Origin of the sequence: Flavobacterium shii (assembly GCF_025847235.1) — a bacterium.
Classification (GTDB): Bacteria; Bacteroidota; Bacteroidia; order Flavobacteriales; family Flavobacteriaceae; genus Flavobacterium; species Flavobacterium shii.
Map to the genome: position 1 here is coordinate 182,270 of NZ_JAOZEW010000006.1, position 20,555 is coordinate 202,824.

Below are 20,555 nucleotides of genomic sequence, written 5' to 3' on the forward strand. Positions count from 1 at the left end.
CACAGCAGTGCTCTAAAGGTTCAAAGGGACAAAGATTTTTCCGTAGAGGTGCACAGCAGTGCATCTTTTTTTGTTAAATAATTGTCGAGCAATTTATGGAGACGCTTCCTATGTCAGGGTGGCAAGATTATGGTTGTATTGTTTATTTAGGTCGATTCTCTGTCTCTAAGACGCACTGTTGTGCACCTCTACGGGGAAACCTTTTGCACCCTGAGCCTTTCTCAGAGCCTTTAGTTTACAAACAACAACTGATATTGCTTAGGTGTAATACCTTCGTATTTTTTAAATAATCTAATAAAATAATTGGCATCATCAAATCCCGATAAATAACAAACTTCGTTAATTTGTATCGTTGGATTTTTTAATAACTTCTTGGCACATTTTATCTTCTCATTCAAGACATATTCTATTGGGCTCATGCCTAATTCTCTTTTAAAAAAACGATAGAAAGAAGCTGTACTCATACATGCTTTGTCGCTAAGACTTTTTAAATTTATATTTTCTTTTAAGTTATGTTTAATGAATTCTGTAACTTCTCTTATTGGATTATTTGCATGTATTGCTATTCCTTCTTCGATAGATTTTGCAGTTTGAGTCTGGATGATTCGGATTAATAATTCTTGCAAAGTTAAATCCGCCAATGCATCTTTGGTTATCGATGTACTCATACATTCTTTAATAAGTTTATTGATGGTGTTGGCCAAATCGATATTGTTATAAAAGAAATAATTTTGATAATTTAATTGCCAATAGGCATCATTACCTTCTTTGGGATAACGCTCGTTTAGAAAATTTAAGGTATCTGTAATCTTGGACTGATCAATGGCTAACGCTAAACATTGTGTTGGATTATTTCTGGTTGCTTCGGGGAAATCAATTTTCATTTCTACGTTTGAAGGTATCACAACAGTTTGCCCCGGTAAATAATCAAATCCAGGCCCATCATAAAGATGCATGATTTTTTTTCCTCTCAACATACTTGTCACAACCAGATCATTGAATTTTAATGGAACTAATTGAGAAGATTCATAAGTCTCAAAAAGGTTTAATTCACAGTGATTAAGGTTGTATATCGTCCTATTCTCTACAAGAGTTTTTAAGGATTTTTCTTTGGATAAATTAGGTAAATCTATTAAAACAGGCTGATTATTCATTGCAATTAAATTTTAAAAGATAAAACTTAAATTTAATGAAAATAAATATAAGAAAAGCAGATTTAACGTTTAATTAAATCAGCTCTTCTATATGTTTTTTAATATTTTCCGATATTTTTTTGGTAGGTAAATCATTCTCATCATCACCAAACGGATCCTCAATTTCTTCGGCAATAAGTTCCAAACTCGCAAGTACATAAAATATAAAAACAACTACAGGAGCTACATAATAACCTAAGCTAATAGAGTAACCGAAAGGTAAAGTCATTATATAAAAGAAAATAAATTTCTTTATAAAGGCACTATAAGAGTAGGGAATAGGCGTATTTTTTATACGTTCACAAGCACCACAAATATCTGTAAAAGCTTGTAATTCACTATTTAAAATAATTAATTGATCTCCTGTTATTTTTTTCGCATCGTATAAATCATTGATTTTGTGATACATGATTCTTTTTACCTGATTTGGTTTATGCTTATGATGATCAATCTCTAAATCTACATCTTCAAAAAGTTGTTTACTAGTTTCGGAGTCGTTTAAATGCTTATGCAAAATATCGGCATATACCGGAATAAATTTTCTAAAGAACTTTCGGTCGTTTTCATCTTTTAAAATTGCCGAAAGTTTAATAGCAAGATTACGACTGCTGTTTACCAGTCCTCCCCATAATTTTCTTCCTTCCCACCAACGGTCGTAAGCAGTATTGGTTCTAAAAACAAGAAGTAATGAAATTACAAAACCTAACATTCCGTGCATAATCGGGATGTTTTGTATATAATCGTTTTTTCCTATTTTAAAATATTGAACTTCCAGATAACCAATAGTTCCAGAATAAATTCCGATGGCAATCATAATCGGGAACAGTTTTCTAACTGTATCTGATTTATGAAAATGAAAGATAAAAGTGAACCAATCTTTGGTATTGTATGAGATCATTTAATAGAATTTTAAACAAATTTAGGTTAAAAACTAATATTACCTGCTAATTCCTTTAAAGCAATTTCAGATAATTTAGCTTCAAATTGGGCATTACTGTAACGTACTTTTGCGTTTACATAATTAAGCTGCGCCGTTCTAAATTCTAAAGTGGTGATAGTTCCAATACGGAATTTATCAAGCGTAATATCTAAATTTTGTTTAGCTATAGCTTCATTATTATCTTCTAAATTGATTAACTCCAAATTGGTCAAATAGGTTTGATATGCAGTTGATAGTTGCGTCGTCAAAGTTTGATTTTGTTGTTCCAAAGCAAATTTTGTGTTCTCGATTTGCAGTTTAGAAGTCTTTTCATTTCTATGTTGGGCAAAACCATCAAATATATTTAGCGAAGCGCTAAAACCATAATTTAATCCTCGAGATGATGATTGACTTGTAAACCCAAGACTCGATTGATTTTCAGAAAAATTATAACCAGTATTTAGCTTTACAGTAGGATAGCGGTTTGCCTTTACTTGTTTTAATTGCAATTCGGCAATTCGGATATTTATAATTTGCGATTCTAATTCCGGATTTTGTTTTTTTGCCAATTCGATTAAATTATCCAAAATCAATGAATTATCGACTTTAACAGCATCAATAACTTTGAAATTAATTTTAGAGTCGCGAGCCAGAATTTGGTTTAATAAAATCTTTGTGTTTGCATACAATTCTTTCTGTCTTAAAAGTGCTACCTGATCTGTGTTTAAATCTACCTGAGCATTTAAAACTTCCAATTTTGAAGCTTTTCCGATGGTAAATCTATTTTGTGCCAAAGTTAATCTTTGCTTAGAAATTACAATCGTGGTATCCAATGCAGCTAGTTGTTGCTGCTGTTGTACTAAATCATAATAAGTAGAATTTACTTGTCCAACTTTAACCAAAATGGTACGTCGCAATTCGGCATCTCCCAATTTCTGAAGTTCTTTTAATTGATCCAATTGTGCAAACATTTTCATACCGTCGAATATGGTCCAATCGAGTCCAACACCATAATTTAAGCTATTATTCTTGGCATTGTTCAATGAGGTAGATGTTCCGTCCTGACGCGTTTGTGAACTATTTTGAATACCATTATTATCAACAACTGTAGCTGTCACTGTAGGTAACATTCCTGCATTTCCTATGGTTACATTAGTCTCATTAATTTTTAGATTATTGGAAGCAATTTTTATTTCAAAATTATTCTCTAATGCTACTTTTACTGCGTCTTCGATAGTAAGAACTTCTTGCGCATTGCTTTTTGCAACACAAAGAAGTAATAAAACCAAGCATTTAAATAGAGCTTTTGTGTACATCATTTTTTATATTTTTTATCACGAATCAGCAATCGATTTTTCTATTAAAAGTTGATTCGTGACTACTATTTTATTTAAAGTTTAGCTCGAAAGATTATTTACTTTCTTTTTCATATTCTTCGATATGATCAAACTCCGGATAATGTTTACGTGCTTTTGACCACATTAAATACATCGCAGGGATTACAAATAATGTCAAAACTAATGAGAAAATAGTTCCTCCCACAATTACAACTCCCATTCCGATTCGGCTTGTAGAGGCAGCACCAAGTGATAAAGCAATTGGTAAAGCTCCTAATGCAATAGCCAAACTCGTCATTAATATCGGACGAAGACGGGCTTCCGAAGCCTCGAGAATTGCTTCTAATTTTGGTTTTCCTTGTTCTCGTAATTGGTTCGCAAATTCTACGATTAAAATACCATTCTTGGTTACCAAACCAATAAGCATTACGGTTCCAATCTGGCTAAATATATTCCATGTTTGGTTGAACAACCATAATGAGAATAACGCTCCGGCAACCGCCATAGGAACAGTAAGGATAATAATAAACGGATCTATAAAACTTTCAAATTGTGCAGATAAGATTAAGAATATTAATAATAATGCCAATCCAAAGGCAAATGAAGTATTCGAGCTACTTTCAACAAAATCTCTAGATTCTCCACCTAAATCGGTAGTAAAACTATCATCCAGAACTTTGGCTTTTATTTGATTCATCGCATCAATACCATCACTGATACTTTTGCCTGGGGCAAGACCAGCCGAGACCGTAGCCGACATGTACCTGTTATTATGATACAATTGCGGCGGATTACTCTGCTCTTCAATCGTAACCACGTTATCCATTTGTATTAATTGTCCTTTTTTGTTTTTTACAAACATAGAGGTCAAATCCAATGGTTTTGCACGGTCTTTTTGATCAAATTGCCCAATAACCTGATATTGTTTTCCATTTTTAATGAAATACCCAAAACGTTGTCCGCTTAATGAAAGTTGCAATGTTTGTGCAATATCAATTATAGAAATACCTAAACTCTCGGCTTTTTCACGATTGATACTTACATTAATTTCGGGTTTGTTGAATTTTAAATTGACATCTGTTACCGAGAATGTATCATTTTTATTGGCTTCTTCCATAAATAACGGAATCTTTTCTCGTAATTTCTCAAAGGTCGGTGCCTGAATAATATACTGAATTGGCAAACCACCACGACGATTTACCGCAATAGTTGGTTGCTCTGTTACAGACGTTTTCGCTTGCGAATATTTTTTTGTCCATTGCGTTAATTTGTCCGCAATTTCTTTTTGAGAACGAGTTCTTTCATCAGGTTCGCTAAGTGCTATTCGAACTCTTCCGCTGTTTACAGATGATGAACCAAATCCTGGGGAAGTAATTACCAAACTCACTTTTTTCTCCGGAATCGAATCATCAATAAGTTGTCCTATTTCCTGCATGAAACGATCTGTGTATTCATAAGAGGAACCTTCGGGTGTTGTTATACTTAAAACCAACGAACTTCGGTCATCATACGGAGCTGTTTCTTTTGGCAGAATGCTGAAAAATAAATAAATCAATCCAAAACAAATAGCGATAATTGGAAAACTTAGCCATTTCTTTTTCATAAAACGAGATAATGCATCGGCATATCCACTATTTAATTTTTCAAAATAAGGCTCTGTTTTAATATAGAAATTTGATTTTTTTTGTTCTCCACCTTTCATTAAATATGCATTTAACATTGGTGTTAATGTCAAGGAAACGAAAGCCGAAATTAATACTGCTGCCCCAATGACGACACCAAACTCTCGAAACAATCGTCCGACAAATCCTTCCAGAAAAATTACAGGTAAAAATACTGCTGCAAGTGTTATCGAAATAGAAATTACGGCAAAGAATATTTCATTAGATCCTTTAATCGCAGCTTCGATAGGCGACATTCCTTCTTCGACTTTCTTAAAGATATTTTCGGTTACTACAATTCCATCATCGACCACAAGTCCCGTCGCCAGAACAATTGCCAGTAATGTTAATACATTTATAGAGAACCCAAAAAGCCACATAATAAAGAATGTTGCAATCAAGGAAACTGGAATATCAATTAAAGGTCTAAAAGCTATCGCCCAATCTCTAAAGAATAAAAAGATAATCAGGATAACCAATACGATAGATATTAATAATGTTTCGGCAACTTCCAGAACCGATTTTTTAACAAAAAGGGTACTATCAATTGCAATGTCTAGTTTAATATCTTTAGGGAGATCTTTTTTTAATGCGTCGAATTTTTTGTAGAATTCTTTCGAAATATCAAGATAATTAGCTCCCGGCATAGGAACAATCGCCAGACCAATCATAGGAAGTCCAGATTGACTTAGTTTTGTTTCGGTATTCTCAGGGCCTAATTCAGCTTTTCCGATATCGCTTAAACGAACAATTTTTTCTCCATCAGAGCGAATAATGATATTGTTGAATTCTTCGGGTTTGGATAAATTACCAACTGTTTTTACTGTTAATTCGGTATTGTTTCCGGTTAATTTCCCAGATGGTAATTCGACATTTTGTGCATTCAATGCATTACGAACTTCCGATACTGTACATCCGTAGGCGGCCAGTTTTACAGGGTCAATCCATAAACGCATGGCATATCTTTTTTGACCCCAAATTTGCACGCCGCTTACTCCTGGAATTGTTTCTAATCGTTGCGAAATTACATTCTCGGCATAATCACTTAATTCAAGAGCACTTCGCGTATCACTTTGAACTGTCATAGAAATAATAGCTTCACCATTGGCATCGGCCTTAGAAACTACCGGAGGAGCATCGATATCCTGTGGTAAACTTCGAACGGCTTGCGAAACTTTATCACGTACATCATTTGCAGCTTCTTCCAGATTTTTATCCAGATTAAATTCGATAGTAATATTGCTACTTCCTTGTACACTAGACGAGGTAATGTTACGAATCCCATCAATAGCATTAATAGCTTTTTCTAATGGTTCGGTAATTTGAGATTCTATAATGTCGGAATTTGCTCCCGTATAATTAGTACGAACAGAAACTTGCGCCGGATCGATCGACGGAAATTCTCGGACTCCTAAAAAACTATATCCAATAAGACCAAATAATACAATTGCAAGGTTTAATACAATTGTTAATACGGGTCTCCTTATACTTGTGGTTGATAAACTCATACGAGATTTTATATTTTAGCCCCGACGGTTCGGGATAGATTTCAGATTTTAGGTTTCAGATTTAATGCTAAATCAGACTACATATCTCAAAATCTAGACTTATTTAGTTTTTACTTTAATTTTGTCATCATTTTTTAACGACATAACACCACTAGTTACAACAGTATCACCTTTTTTAAGACCAGAAAGTACCAAGATGGATGCATCTGTTCTTGTAGCAGTTTCGACCATTACTTCTTTGGCTTTGCCAAAATTTGAGATAAAAACTTTTTTACCATTTTGTACAGGTATAATAGCTTCTGTAGGAACTACAATCGCGTCTTTTATGATATCCAAAGGTAGTTTTACATCGGCAAAAGTTCCAGGGAATAATTTACCGTCTTTGTTTTCGGCAATAGCGCGAATTTGTAATGTTCTGGTTTCTATAGCAACCTCTGGTTCTATTGCATATACTTTGGCAGTATATTGAGTGTTTGAGCCCGAAACTGTAAAGGTAATTGTTGAATTATTTCTCACCTCACTTGCGTATTTCTCAGGAATAGAGAAGGTGATTTTAAGCTTACTTGTGTTAACCAATTTGGCCACCAAAATTGTTGGTGTAATATAAGTACCCGGAGAAATTGATCGTAATCCTATTTTTCCCGAAAAAGGAGCTTTTACAGATGTTTTTGCGATTTGTGCGCGAATTAATTGACTTTGTGCTTGCGCAGATGCGTAATCGGCTTTGGCAACATCGTATTCTTCCTGACTAATAGCTTCTTTTTGTAATAGTAGTTTAGCTCTTCTTGCATTTTCGGCAGCCAAGCTTTCCTTAGTAGTAGCTTGTCTTAATTGTGCTTTTAACTCTATATCATTAACTTTAAAAAGCACCTGACCTTTGGTTACATTACTTCCTTCATTAAAATAGATTCCTTCGACAATTCCCGAAACCTCACTACGAATTTCAACCTGTTCATTGGCTTCAATAGATCCGGATAAAGATAAATTATTGTCAAAGGTTTGCGTGTCTACTACAATTCCAGAAACAGTGATGGTTTTATTTTTACTGTTTTGACCCTTTGATTCGTCATTTTTGTTTTTATTAGATACTATCCGATAGGCAATAAATCCTCCTATTCCGATAATTAGTAGGGCATAAACTAGGTTTTTAATTTTCATGAGATTTTGGTAAAGCTTGAATTAATAGTTTTGTTTTTTGAGTGAATTCACAAATTTAGTTTTTTGCAATGAATACTGAAGACCTTATTCTTTTATTTAACAATTGTATGTACAAATATTAATTATTTAGTGATCAAAGAGGTTCAAAGGTTCAGAGTTACAAAGGGAGGAAGGTTTTTTATGTATAAAGATCATAGTTGCATAAATTCAAAAGTTTTGAACTTAGACTTGATTCACGCAGGAAGGTTTAAAGCTTTTGAGAAAAAGATTTAAAGGTACAACGGTTAAGAGGGGCAAAGGTTTCTTGTAGAGGCGTATAGCAGTGCGTTTTTATGGGCACGAAAACACACATAATTTTAATTTTGTTTTCCATACCGAGGAAGGATCGCATTAATTAGGAAGATAATTAAAGAGTAGGATATTATTGAGTACATAGTCTATTTTATAAATTGAGAGTTTACTCTATACCGTGTAGAGCGACTTAAGCTGAGCTGTGCATCTCTACAAGAAACCTTAGCCCCGAAGTATCTCAGAACCTTCCTCAAAAAACTAACTTATATAATTCCAGATACTTTTTTTCTTAGTCAGCTCAATAAATACCGCTTTAAGTATTGCATTCTCTGGTTTTTGCAATGGAGCGTCTTCTTTTAGGATTTTTAAAGCATAATTTCTAGCTAGGGATAAAATATCACGATCACGAACAATATCGGCAATTTGTAGATTTAATACACCACTTTGTTGCGTTCCCATTAAATCACCCGGACCGCGGAGTTTTAAGTCTACTTCGGCAATTTCGAAACCATCATTTGTTTGAACCATCGTTTCCATTCGGGTTCTACTATCCGAGCTTAACTTATGTGAAGTCATTAAGATACAATAGCTTTGTTCGGCGCCACGACCCACACGACCACGTAATTGGTGTAGTTGCGAAAGCCCAAAACGTTCGGCGCTTTCTATAATCATTACACTGGCATTGGGAACGTTTACACCAACTTCTATAACGGTTGTAGCGACCATTATATTAGTTTTCCCTTCTGAGAAGCGTTTCATTTCGGCATCTTTATCTACAGGTTTCATTTTTCCATGAAGGATAGAAATTGAATAATTGGGTAGAGGGAAATCGCGCGAAATACTCTCGTAACCGTCCATTAAGTCCTTGAAATCCATTTTTTCGGATTCTTGAATTAAGGGATATACGATATAAATTTGTCTACCTAAAGCAATTTCATCTCTCAGGAATTTCCACACTTTAAGACGATTACTATCATAACGATGAACGGTTTGGATTGGTTTTCGTCCCGGAGGTAATTCATCGATTACCGAAATATCCAAATCACCGTATAAACTCATCGCCAGAGTACGCGGAATAGGTGTGGCGGTCATTACTAATACGTGTGGCGGAATCTCATTCTTCTTCCATAACTTAGAACGTTGCTCTACACCAAAACGATGTTGCTCATCGATAACAGCTAATCCTAAATTTTTAAATTTTACTTTATCTTCTAGTAAAGCGTGCGTACCAATTATAATATGCAAACTGCCATTTTCCAGTTCTTCGTGGATAATTCTTCTGGCAGCAATTTTAGTCGAGCCCGTTAGTATTTTTATATTGATATTTAATGTAGCTGCCAGCTCAGATAATCCTATAAAATGTTGATTGGCGAGGATTTCGGTTGGAGCCATCAAGCAAGCCTGAAAACCATTATCGAGTGCCAATAACATACTCATAAACGCTACGATAGTTTTTCCGGAACCTACGTCTCCCTGTAATAATCGGTTCATTTGAGCATTACTACCCATATCGATACGAATTTCTTTAATTACTCTTTTTTGAGCGTTTGTAAGTTCAAAAGGCAAATGATTCTGATAAAATACATTAAAAAACTCACCTACTTTTGTAAATGGATGTCCTTTAATTTTATGTTTTCTAATCAGGTTTTTTGTTATTAGCTGCAGCTGAATAAAGAACAATTCCTCAAATTTTAATCGGAATTGGGCTTTCGCCAAAACATCAGTGCTTTTTGGGAAATGTATGTTAAATAAAGCGGCTCTTTTAGGAATCAGTTTTAATTCATTGATTAAATAATCGGGTAATGTTTCTGTAAATAAAGCATGTGTTTCGAGGAATAACTGCTGCATGAGTTTGTTAATCACACGATTTGAAATTCCACGATTTGTTAGTGTTTCTGTAGATGGATAAACAGGTTGCATCGCCGAACGCAAACTTTGTTCATGTTCGCTCATTAACTCAATTTCGGGATGAGCCATACTAAACTGACTTCCGTATAAGCTGCATTTTCCAAAAATAACACATACTTCGTTGAGCTTTAAACTTTCGCGAATCCATTTATGTCCCTGGAACCAGTTAAGATCTATTTGTCCCGTATCATCTACGAAAGTCGCTACTAATCGTTTTTTATTTTTGGCAAACTCAACCGTTTTTATATTGATGATTTTACCAATAATCTGAACCTCTGTACCAGTATTCTGTAGTTCGTTAATCTTATAATAACGAGTTCTATCTATATACCGATTTGGAAAAAAATTAACTAAATCGACATATTTATGAATCCCCAATTCCTTACGAAGTAATTCGCCACGACTAGGACCAACACCTTTTAAGTATTCGATAGGAGTTTGAAGGAGATTATTAGACATTTTTTGTTTGCTCGATTATTGGATATTTTAGAAGATGGAATAAAGAGAATAGATGTTAACCTATATTCTTTATTCGATACTCTTTTTTCATAAGGCGAAGATAGATTTTAATTAGGAAATTTAAAAATCGACAGATTAGACTTTGAATATTTATATCTTTGAAAAAATAAATTAAATACAATGACAACTCATCTCGCACTCCTTCGTGGTATTAATGTTTCTGGACACAACATGATAAAAATGGAAGCTTTAAAGACTACACTCGAAGCTATTGGTTTTAAAAATGTGCAAACTTATATCCAATCGGGAAATGTTTTTGTAGATACTGATGAAGATAATGCTTCCAAAGTTGGATTTTTAATAAAGCAGGAAATATTTAAAGCTTTTGGACACGAAGTGCCTATTGTAGTTATTAATAAGCAAGACTTAGAAGCTTGTTTTAAAAATAATCCTTTCTTGAAAGAAAAAGATGCTGACATTAAAAAACTATACGTAGCTTTTATCTCGATAGCATTGCGAAGCGAAAGCATCAATGATTTAAAAATTAGCCAGTTTAAACCAGATGAAGCAAGTATTGATGAGAATAGAATATTTATTAAATATGCTGTTGGTGCAGGAAAAACAAGATTTGATCAAAAATATATTGAGAAAAAATTAAATGTTACAGCAACTATAAGAAACTGGAATACAGTAACTCAGTTATTAAAAATATATGAAGAAAGGCAAGCTATATAAAATAATATCAGTATTATATTTTATAATGTTACTATTGATTTTAATAAGTTGCAAAAAAGAAGTTGCGCTTCAAGATGAACCGATTTTAAATAACGAAACAAAAAAATTGGTTATTACCGAAGAAACAGAATCGGGAGTTGTAATCGATAAAAAGACACAAGAAGATTTTAATCGTTTCTTTAAATTGTTTAATCACGATACTAATTTTCAAATAAGCAGAATCCAATTTCCACTAAAAGTAATGATAAACAACGATGATTTAGAACTCGTTGATTATGCTATTACTAAGGAAAAATATACTCCAATAAATTTAGACAAAAAGGATGAAGACAGAGATTACAAGCAAACATTAATCCTAAATAAGGATAAAGCTGTAATTCAACAACGCGGACTTAATAATGGGATTTTTATTGATTATTTTTTCGAAAAAATTCAAGGAGAATGGAAACTTGTAACTTGGATTGATGTCTCGACCTAAAAGATTAATTAGAAACAGGGATCACAACTTTTTTTAGATAAATAGTATCCATATTTTGGATAGCACCCTTTCTCATTCCGCCACTAAAAGGATTGAGAAAGTTGATAGATTTCTTTTCGTATCCTTCTTTATAAATGGGTTCATTTACGCTTAATGGAGGCGCTTCAAATGCCACGAAGGTAAATTGAGAATACCGTATTTCTTTTAAATCAAAATATCCTGCGGAGTTGGTCAAACTTTCTCCTACTTTGCAACTCTCTATAGGCTTATTGGTGCTTTCATCGTAGATATAACCAATAAGTCGTGGTCTTTTGCACCTGCTTACTAAGCAACTTTGAAATGAAAATGACACAATAACCGTGAGGATTATTATTTGGTATTTTTGAAAATTTGAAATATTCATTTATATCTAAAATAATTGCTTTGAACGCGTTCGTAATTGAAATTAAAATGCTCGATTACTCCAGATCTTTAAGGATCTGATTTGCCATTGGAGTATTCATTCGATGCAACTCGGCAATCATAAGTTGTTTTTGTTCTTCGCTCATCACTGGAACAGGCTTAATGAATTGATCTTGGGAAGCTTCATTGTAAAATAGATTATCTGTCCATTGGTTTCTTACGCCATCGATTACAAGATGAATTCGATCCTGCGTACCGCGATTTGCAACCGAATGGATAAAATTAGCATCTATATACCAGCATTCCCCTTCATTCATTATTAGTCGAGTTCCGTCCAGAATAAATTCTACTTCACTATTGGTAATTATGGGAATGTGCAATCGAAAAGAACCATCTTCATATCCAAGACAATGATCACTGTGTGGTTTAATATCGGCACCGACAGCTAGTTGTAATAAGCGTACAGCAGTTTTTTCAAATAAAAAACCATCCAGAATCTCTTTGAAATATAGGCAAGAATCAAGAATCTCGGTAGCAACAAGTTTTTCATCACTATTTGGTAAAGCAATAATAGTATCCGATTTTCCGTTGTGAGACATTAATGCAAGCGATGTCCATTTTCCCGAATAATCATTGGTATTGTAATGATCGATCCAATTTTTATCAATGATTTTTTTTAGATCATTTTGTAGTTTTTCTTTATCAAAAACAATTGGGAATTTTATAGAGCGTATCAATTTATCCATAATTTATTCTCTTAACCATTTTATCATTGTTGGGAATGCTTCTTTTCCTTCTTTCATTGCGCGTTCGTTTCCTAATGCAAGTCCAGCCCATTCTAGAAAAGGTAATCCAATATAATTTTCATTGTTAAAATTTGAAATTAACAATTCCGATTCATTTTTGTAACCATTGGGATGGAATACGAATTCAATAGGTAATTTTAAATGTTTCGCTGCCGCAAAAGACCATAAGATTGCCGCAATTTCCTCACCTTGTGTAGGCCAATCGGCAGATATTTTATCGGTTCCGGCGAGCATTCTGTCAGATGTAGGCGTTACAGCGAGATGTCCGGCTTCATGTAATATATCTCCGGGATACAATAATTTTTCAAAATCAATATAAAGACAATTTGGACCTAAGCTTAATCCTGGTAAAAAGGTTGTATCTAATTCTTTTTCAATAATGTTAATCCCTATTTCTTCAAGGAAAGATAAAACTTTTTCCAGTTCTAAACTTTTATTCTTTGTTGGCATATTAATGAATTTTAAATAATATTATTGAGTTGTATCATTAGATTACATAAATTTAAGACTGCTAGAAGAAAAAGCCAACCATATAAGTGATATAAGTCATTTAAGTTTACACTTGCTTACATGTTTAATTTTCTGATGTTCATATCAAATCGCAATACCAAAATCCATAATCAAACGCATCGCTTGTATTCGTATCACAAGCAGTATCACTAGATTCGGTTTTAGGTTTTTCATATTTTCGATGTACAATTTCTCCAATTTCAAATTGTATTGGTTCCGAAAAAATAGGGCCATCGAAAGTAAAGGTATGAAATTCACCATTTTCTCCACATACATCTACATTATCTGGTAAATCATTTATAAAATCCTGATCAATTACACGACCTACAAAACTCTTATCTAGAAAGCGTTCGTTTACACAAACCACTATTGTTTTAAAACCCAAAGAAATAAATTCCTGAATTAAATCTTGTGTTGGTGTTTTCCATAACGGAAATACTGCTTCAAATCCTATATCAACTAATTTATCTTCACGATATTTTCTTAAATCTTCCAGAAAAATATCACCAAAAATAGAATATTTAACGCCTTGATTTTTAAGTTTAGCCAATGTTTCAGTCATGACTTTTTCATAAACTTCCATTGTTGGCATCTCGGGAATTTGCATGATTTCTAGGGGTATTCCGATACTTTTTGCTTGTTGTTCTAATAATTCTACCCGAACGCCATGCATCGAAATACGCTGAAACTGTTGGTTTACACTTGTGAGTAAACAGTTTATTTCAAATTCTTTTTCTTGTTGTATTTTATATAATGCTAAAGCAGAGTCTTTTCCGCTGCTCCAGTTAAATAAGGCGATTTTTTTCAATGGAATTGTTTAATTTTTTCTGTAAGTAAACATACAAATTTCCTTCGATTTGTTCATCAAACCTTTGTAACTTTGAAAGCACACGAATCAATTTATGCCTTTATTCAAAAATAAATACAAATCAGAGTCAAATAGATTGCAAAATTGGGACTATTCCAATGAAGGTATTTATTTTATTACATTAGCAACTTACGATAGAGAATGTATTTTTGGATCAATCGATTCTGATTTGATGATTCTAAATAATAGCGGAAAAATTATTGAGAATGAAATTATAAAATCCATTGAAATCAGAGATAACTGGATTTTTCATAATTGGATTGTAATGCCCAATCATATTCATTTATTAATTGAAATTCAAACCGTAAATACACAATCTATTGACACACAATCCGTAGAGACGCACCGCAGTGCGTCTACGTCCAGCATATCAAACAATACAGAAACGCATTTTGCGAATACATATATTGCGGAGACGCACTGCGGTGCGCCTCTACAGAACCAGAACGCGAACCAATCGACATTAAAACCATCCCGTAAACGCAATTCGATTTCATCATTTATCGCCATATTTAAATCGGTTACGACAAAACAAATTCTTTCATTAAATGATATAGAAGGTGTAGACGTACTGGCACGCGCTTCTATGTGTATGTCTATAGAAAAGACGTTCGTTTCTAGAACACCAATTTGGCAATCTAATTATCATGACCACATCGTTCGGAATTATAAATCATTAGAGAAAATTGATTCTTATATAACAAATAATCCTGCAAATTGGAATTCAGAATCTATTAATACCTTCAATATAAATTCATCTATATGAAATACCTATTTTTATTCTTTTCCATTTTTACTTTTGCACAACAAACAAAATCTGTTGATTTTAAAACTGTATTAGGAGAAATCAACATAAATCCAGTCGATAGATCGGTTTCGGGTAATGTAAATTATAATTTTGAGGTTACACAACCTATTGATACTATTAAGATTGACGCTCAAAATATGACGTTTTCTGATTTAAAAGTAAATGGAAACGAAATAATATATATAAATACAAACAAGCAGTTACAACTGGTTTTTCCGTTCCAAAAAGGAAAAAACACCTTAACTTTTAGTTATATAACAAAACCAAAACAGGCTTTGTATTTTGTGAACACAGAGAGTAAAGACGATCTGGAAATCTGGACACAAGGGCAAGGAAGATACACTAGTAATTGGTTTCCTAGTTTTGACGATGTGAATGAAAAAGTAGTTTTTAATTTGGATATAACTTTCGATAAAAACTATGAGGTTATCTCAAATGGTGTCCTTAAGAATAAGCTCATAAATGTAGATTCTTTTGTTTGGCAATATCGCATGCAAAATCCGATGAGTTCTTATTTATTAATGCTTGCCATAGGAAAATATGAAGAGAAAACACTTAAATCTAAATCCAAAATTCCTTTAGAGTATTATATAGAAAATAAAGATATGTCGCGTTTTGAACCAACATATCGTTATTCGAAGCAAATTTTTGATTTTTTGGAAAAAGAAATAGGAGTAAAGTACCCTTGGGAAATCTACAAACAAGCTCCTGTTCGTGATTTTTTATATGCCGGAATGGAAAATACAACCGCGACTTTATTTTCTACTCGATATGTTGTTGATTCTATTGGTTTTGAAGATAGAAGATATACGAATGTTAATGCGCATGAATTGGCACACCATTGGTTTGGAAATTTAATTACTGCCGAGAGTAGCACACATCATTGGCTGCAAGAAGGGTTTGCGACTTATTATGCATTACTAGCCGAGAAGGAAATTTATGGTGAAGATTATTTTTATTCCAAATTGTATGAAACTGCACAACAGTTAAAATATGCTTCACGAACCGATACAATTCCGGTTTTGAATGCCAAAGCCAGTTCGCTTACTTTTTATGAAAAAGGAGCATGGACATTATTTGTTTTGCATGATGCTCTTGGTGATAAAGCCTTTAAAAAAGTAATCAAAAGTTATCTGAAAAAATATGCATTTCAAACTGTAAGTACAGAAGATTTTTTTGACGAAATAAAAAAAGTATCTGATTATGATTTGAAAGCATTTTCGAAAATCTGGTTAGAATCATTTGCTTTTAATACACAACAAGCTAATGAGTTATTGGGTAGAAATAAAGCGATTCAAGTTCGTTTTGAAGTTGATAAAGTGAGTAAAAAGCCGTTGATAGAGAAAGAAGCTTTTCTATCCAAAGTATTACAATCGGATGTTTATTATACAGTTAAAAAAGCGATTGTGAGCCAGTTGAGGAATGAAAAATACGACGCGAAAAAAGAACTACTTATATTAGCATTGAATACAGGGAATCTACAGGTACGTCAGGAAGTTGCAAGTAGCTTACCTAAAATTCCGGAAGATTTTAGAACTCAATATGAGACTCTACTGGATGATAAATCCTATCAAACCCAAGAAATTGCGTTGTTTTATTTGTGGAATAATTTTCCTTCTCATCGCGCAGAATATTTGGATAAATCAAAAAAATGGATTGGATTTAATGATTATAATTTGAAAACATTGTGGCTTTCATTGGCATTATCTACACCTAATTACACAACTGAGCCTGAAGTTTTAATAAATGAATTAATTAGTTATTCTTCTCCAGAATATGAAGCTACAACACGTCAAAATGCTTTAGAAAAATTAATTGATTTTGGTTTAATAAATGATCTTGTTTTAACAAATTTGGTAAATGCTACAACGCACCATATGTGGCAGTTTTCTAAATTTGGAAGGGATTCCATTCGCTTATTATTAAAAAATAGTGAAATGCGTAGTTCGTTTGAGAGAATTTTTCCTAATTTGTCCTCGAATGAACAGTTTCAATTGAATCGTCTGTTGAAAGAATAGGATCTAGAGAATAGATAGTAGAGAATAGAAGAAAGTTTATAGAGTCAAGAGCAAATAGAATCAAGATTATTGAGAGTTAAGAGAAGAAAATAAAGAGTGTAGATTTTGTCTATTTTCTTTGTTCTTTCATCTATTTTCGTCTCTAAAAAAAATTACAATACATTTATGAGAGCATTGGTTATTTCAGGAGGAGGAAGCAAAGGAGCTTTTGCCGGAGGAGTTGCACAATATTTGTTAGAAATAAAAAAATGTGAGTATGATTTATTCCTAGGAACATCTACAGGAAGTTTACTTATTCCGCATTTGGCACTTGGAAATATTGAGAAAATCCACGGTATCTACACCAATGTAAACATGAGTAAAATATTTAATATTAGCCCTTTTGTAGTGAAAGAAAAAGGAGGTATTGATATTGTTACAATTAATCATTTTAATGTAATTCGTCAGTTTTTTAGAGGAAAAAGGACGTTTGGAGAAAGCAAAAGATTGCAAAAATATATTAAAGACCATTTCTCAATATCAGAATTTAACCAGCTAAAAAAACTCAAAACCGATGTTGTTGTAACAGTTACAAATTTATCTCGAAATGAAGCCGAGTATAAATCGATAAATGACTGCAGTTACGACGAGTTTTGTGATTGGATTTGGATCTCCAGTAATTACATTCCGTTTATGAGTTTAGTATCCAAAAATAACTCGGAATATGGCGATGGAGGATTTTCGAGTTTGGTTCCGATACGTGAAGCAATAAAACGCGGCGCCACCGAAATAGATGTAGTTATTCTGGAAACTGAAGTAAATACTACAAAAAGTACAATTGGTAAAAATCCGTTTTCGTTAATGATTGATTTATTCCGAATTGCCCTGGATCAAGTCGAAAAACACGATATCGCTCTTGGAAAACTGGTTGCAAAAAACAAAAATGTAAAACTAAATTTATTTTATACTCCAACAAAGCTAACTAATAACGCACTCATTTTTAATAAAGAAGAAATGAAAAAATGGTGGGAAGAAGGGTATGAATATGCTCAGAATAAATCTGAAATTATGAGTGATAACAGGTGATGATGATTTTAGATTTTAGATTAATAAAGATTGAACTTAATTAAAAAAGTTAGTATTCACTGAATCATTTTAAGGATGTAAGTGATATAAGTAAATATAAGCGCAACTAATCAGCATAAAACTTAAATGAACTTACATCACTTATATGGTTAACTTTTTTATTATAATCTTAAATTCTATATAAGTCAGATGTTTTATTCTTCACTCTAAAATCTAAAATTAAGCCTTACCACATTTCGCTTACTTCTCTTTTAATATATCCTAAAGCAGCGCTGCTTGGCGATTGTTTATCGAATAAATCGTTTAAGATTACTTCACGTAATTTATCGGCACTATCAACACGGTCGCTCATATTTGCTTTACGAATCATTTGGATTGTAGCATTTTTAGCTGTAGTTACAATTGTCCAACATTCATCAGACATGTATATTTGTTGCGTTAAGTTATGTTCAAATTCTTGCTCGATTTGTGCAATAACTAAATTTTCATAATCATTCTTGTCATTAGATATCGGTGCAACGCGTATCAATAAATTAGTTAAACTAATGCGTTCTAAGTATAATGTGATACGTTCGTAAGCTTGTAAACGCAAAGGTAAGGCTTGTTTTTGAGCATCTTTTTGCAATAACCACTTTCTCGTATTTTGTTTATCCTGAAGATACGATTTGAAAAAATAATAAGCAACGCTTCCAGTTATGATTGAAGGTATAGTATAAGCTAGAACTTCTATAATTTTGTTTGAATCCATTTTTATAATTTAAGGAAACAAAAATATACTTTTTGGTTGTAATTCAACATCATTTTAATTGTAATATTTGTTTAAGAAGGTTAATTTTGCCAACATTAAAAATCAAACCAAATACTACAAAATAATTGGAAGACTATATTATAATTTTACTTTGTTTAGCTGCTTTTGCTGCAGGATTTATTGATGCCATTGTAGGTGGCGGTGGATTGATTCAAACTCCGATGGGGTTGATTTTATTACCAAATTTACCTGTTTCTACTGTTATCGGTACTTTGAAATTACCTGCGTTTAGCGGAACTGCTTTTGCTGCATTTCAATACATGAAAAAAGTTGTTATTCAATGGAAGTTGTTACTCATTATGATGGTTTTAGCAGTACCATCAGCATTCTTAGGATCTACTTTATTGACTTATGTAAGTAATGATTTTATGAAACCGCTGTTACTAGTGGTTTTATCTCTGTTATTAATTTATACCTACGCTAAGAAGAATTTTGGGCAACATGTAGCCAAAGATCATTCGGCTAAAACTCAAATTCTATATGCTGTTGTAATCAGTATAATCGTTGGTTTTTATGATGGTTTTATTGGTCCTGGAACAGGTAGTTTTTTTGTAGTTGCTTTTATAGCTTTAATGGGTTTTGACTTTTTGCACGCTTCGGCAAATGCTAAAATGGTTAATTTGGCGACAAATTTTGGGTCTATTTGTTTGTTTATGTTAAAAGGAAAGATCATTTGGGCAATTGCTTTACCTATGGCAGCGAGTAATGCTTTTGGAGGCTGGCTTGGTGCTAAACTGGCAATAAATAAAGGAAACGGTTTTATTAGAGTTTTCTTTTTGATTGTTGTAATCGGTACTTTAATTCGGTTTGCTTATGATGTGTTTTATAAGTAAGGCACTGAGAGGCTGAGTTGCTAAGGTTCTGATTTTTTTAATATTAAGGACGAGTTTTTAAATTGTGATTATCAAATTATAAACTATCTTTGTATTAAATATAACAACTTATAATATCATAAAATGATAGAAATAGTAGAGAATTACGAGAATTATATTAATAATTTACCCGATTTGATAGGTAAGTCTTACTATAAAGCTGAGTTTTTTATGCAAAAATTGGGTTTAAAACATGCTACATATTATAGAAAATTGAAATCTAAAAGTTTTACAAATCAAGAAGTAAAGTTGCTAACAACCTTACTATTCCCACAAGAAATTTTAATGCTGGAATTGCAAAAAAGTGAGGAAGATATAAAAGCAGGTAGAACTATCAATTTTGAAGATTTTAAAGAAAAACTAAGAACTAAGTATAACATCTAAATTCAAAGGATTTCTCTTGTTATTCCAGAATAAAGCAACATAAATTATTTGTTGTTCAGTTTTGTAAAATAAATACACCTGATTTGATATTAAAAATTTCTGTAGAGAGTTTTTTTATGTCTTGATCCAATATTATTATTTTACTGAATCATATCTAGAATTGAAATAGTATTTTTAGAAAACAAAGCTGCTTTTGTCTCAGGATATTGATTTGTGATATCAAAATAAGTTTTTCAGCATTTTCAGTAAGTACTATTTTCATTATCTTTTAATAAGTCTTGCAAATATAAGATTATTTATATCTTGTAAGATTTATATTTTATATTGTATTGAAAAGCCAATTGTTTGAATCTAGCCCCGATAGAGG

General features: G+C 32.6%; 18 protein-coding genes. 7 read left to right on the forward strand and 11 right to left on the reverse strand.

Annotation, left to right across the window (positions count from 1 at the left end; translation table 11 throughout):
* Nucleotides 1–230 precede the first annotated feature (230 nt).
* From OIU83_RS08220 to recG, 6 genes are all read right to left on the reverse strand, one after another.
* Nucleotides 231–1,154 carry an AraC family transcriptional regulator gene (locus OIU83_RS08220; RefSeq protein WP_264205767.1) on the reverse strand — a complete coding sequence of 308 codons (924 nt, stop codon included), beginning with the start codon at nucleotides 1,152–1,154 and terminating at the stop codon, nucleotides 231–233.
* 73 nt (nucleotides 1,155–1,227) lie between these two features.
* Nucleotides 1,228–2,091, reverse strand: a complete 864-nt coding sequence (locus OIU83_RS08225; RefSeq protein ID WP_264205768.1) for a bestrophin family protein — start codon at nucleotides 2,089–2,091, stop codon at nucleotides 1,228–1,230.
* A gap of 26 nt (nucleotides 2,092–2,117) precedes the next feature.
* Complete coding sequence (locus OIU83_RS08230) at nucleotides 2,118–3,428, reverse strand: TolC family protein (protein ID WP_264205785.1); 1,311 nt, start codon at nucleotides 3,426–3,428, stop codon at nucleotides 2,118–2,120.
* A gap of 94 nt (nucleotides 3,429–3,522) precedes the next feature.
* On the reverse strand, nucleotides 3,523–6,618 hold the full coding sequence (locus tag OIU83_RS08235) for an efflux RND transporter permease subunit (RefSeq protein WP_264205769.1): 3,096 nt from the start codon (nucleotides 6,616–6,618) through the stop codon (nucleotides 3,523–3,525).
* Between the two features lie 99 nt (nucleotides 6,619–6,717).
* Nucleotides 6,718–7,776 carry an efflux RND transporter periplasmic adaptor subunit gene (locus tag OIU83_RS08240; RefSeq protein ID WP_264205770.1) on the reverse strand — a complete coding sequence of 353 codons (1,059 nt, stop codon included), beginning with the start codon at nucleotides 7,774–7,776 and terminating at the stop codon, nucleotides 6,718–6,720.
* Between the two features lie 549 nt (nucleotides 7,777–8,325).
* Nucleotides 8,326–10,434: an ATP-dependent DNA helicase RecG gene (gene recG, locus OIU83_RS08245; protein WP_264205771.1), complete on the reverse strand. Its 2,109-nt coding sequence runs from the start codon at nucleotides 10,432–10,434 to the stop codon at nucleotides 8,326–8,328.
* Nucleotides 10,435–10,614: 180 nt separating this feature from the next.
* Here recG and OIU83_RS08250 point away from each other — a divergent pair, with 180 nt between their 5' ends.
* Nucleotides 10,615–11,169: a DUF1697 domain-containing protein gene (locus tag OIU83_RS08250; protein ID WP_264205772.1), complete on the forward strand. Its 555-nt coding sequence runs from the start codon at nucleotides 10,615–10,617 to the stop codon at nucleotides 11,167–11,169.
* Nucleotides 11,147–11,647, forward strand: coding sequence for a DUF4348 domain-containing protein (locus tag OIU83_RS08255; RefSeq protein ID WP_264205773.1), 501 nt, complete (start codon nucleotides 11,147–11,149; stop codon nucleotides 11,645–11,647). Before OIU83_RS08250 ends, OIU83_RS08255 begins: the two co-directional genes overlap by 23 nt.
* A 4-nt stretch (nucleotides 11,648–11,651) precedes the next feature.
* Here OIU83_RS08255 and OIU83_RS08260 read toward each other — a convergent pair whose 3' ends face one another.
* The 4 genes from OIU83_RS08260 to OIU83_RS08275 form a co-directional block, all read right to left on the reverse strand.
* Entirely contained in the window at nucleotides 11,652–12,050 is a 399-nt protein-coding gene (locus tag OIU83_RS08260; protein ID WP_264205774.1) for a hypothetical protein, read from the reverse strand.
* A gap of 55 nt (nucleotides 12,051–12,105) precedes the next feature.
* Nucleotides 12,106–12,795: an aspartyl/asparaginyl beta-hydroxylase domain-containing protein gene (locus tag OIU83_RS08265; RefSeq protein ID WP_264205775.1), complete on the reverse strand. Its 690-nt coding sequence runs from the start codon at nucleotides 12,793–12,795 to the stop codon at nucleotides 12,106–12,108.
* Between the two features lie 3 nt (nucleotides 12,796–12,798).
* The gene (locus tag OIU83_RS08270) at nucleotides 12,799–13,305 is read right to left on the reverse strand and encodes a hypothetical protein (protein ID WP_264205776.1); all 507 of its coding nucleotides are present in this window, start codon (nucleotides 13,303–13,305) and stop codon (nucleotides 12,799–12,801) included.
* A gap of 139 nt (nucleotides 13,306–13,444) precedes the next feature.
* The gene (locus tag OIU83_RS08275) at nucleotides 13,445–14,173 is read right to left on the reverse strand and encodes a Dph6-related ATP pyrophosphatase (RefSeq protein ID WP_264205777.1); all 729 of its coding nucleotides are present in this window, start codon (nucleotides 14,171–14,173) and stop codon (nucleotides 13,445–13,447) included.
* Nucleotides 14,174–14,267: 94 nt separating this feature from the next.
* On the opposite strand from OIU83_RS08275, the gene OIU83_RS08280 reads away from it, so the two are divergent.
* From OIU83_RS08280 to OIU83_RS08290, 3 genes are all read left to right on the forward strand, one after another.
* The gene (locus OIU83_RS08280; RefSeq protein ID WP_264205778.1) at nucleotides 14,268–14,999 is read left to right on the forward strand and encodes a transposase; all 732 of its coding nucleotides are present in this window, start codon (nucleotides 14,268–14,270) and stop codon (nucleotides 14,997–14,999) included.
* On the forward strand, nucleotides 14,996–17,059 hold the full coding sequence (locus OIU83_RS08285; protein ID WP_264205779.1) for a M1 family metallopeptidase: 2,064 nt from the start codon (nucleotides 14,996–14,998) through the stop codon (nucleotides 17,057–17,059). The genes OIU83_RS08280 and OIU83_RS08285 overlap by 4 nt, the downstream gene beginning before the upstream one ends.
* 165 nt (nucleotides 17,060–17,224) lie before the next feature.
* Nucleotides 17,225–18,124, forward strand: a complete 900-nt coding sequence (locus OIU83_RS08290) for a patatin-like phospholipase family protein (RefSeq protein WP_264205780.1) — start codon at nucleotides 17,225–17,227, stop codon at nucleotides 18,122–18,124.
* Between the two features lie 226 nt (nucleotides 18,125–18,350).
* Here the strand turns inward: OIU83_RS08290 and OIU83_RS08295 are convergent, their stop codons facing one another.
* Nucleotides 18,351–18,872 (reverse strand): DUF7935 family protein, encoded by a 522-nt coding sequence (locus tag OIU83_RS08295; RefSeq protein ID WP_264205781.1) that lies wholly within the window; start codon nucleotides 18,870–18,872, stop codon nucleotides 18,351–18,353.
* Nucleotides 18,873–18,997: 125 nt separating this feature from the next.
* On the opposite strand from OIU83_RS08295, the gene OIU83_RS08300 reads away from it, so the two are divergent.
* Nucleotides 18,998–19,765 carry a sulfite exporter TauE/SafE family protein gene (locus OIU83_RS08300; protein ID WP_264205782.1) on the forward strand — a complete coding sequence of 256 codons (768 nt, stop codon included), beginning with the start codon at nucleotides 18,998–19,000 and terminating at the stop codon, nucleotides 19,763–19,765.
* Between the two features lie 123 nt (nucleotides 19,766–19,888).
* On the forward strand, nucleotides 19,889–20,188 hold the full coding sequence (locus tag OIU83_RS08305) for a hypothetical protein (protein WP_264205783.1): 300 nt from the start codon (nucleotides 19,889–19,891) through the stop codon (nucleotides 20,186–20,188).
* Nucleotides 20,189–20,555 lie beyond the last annotated feature (367 nt).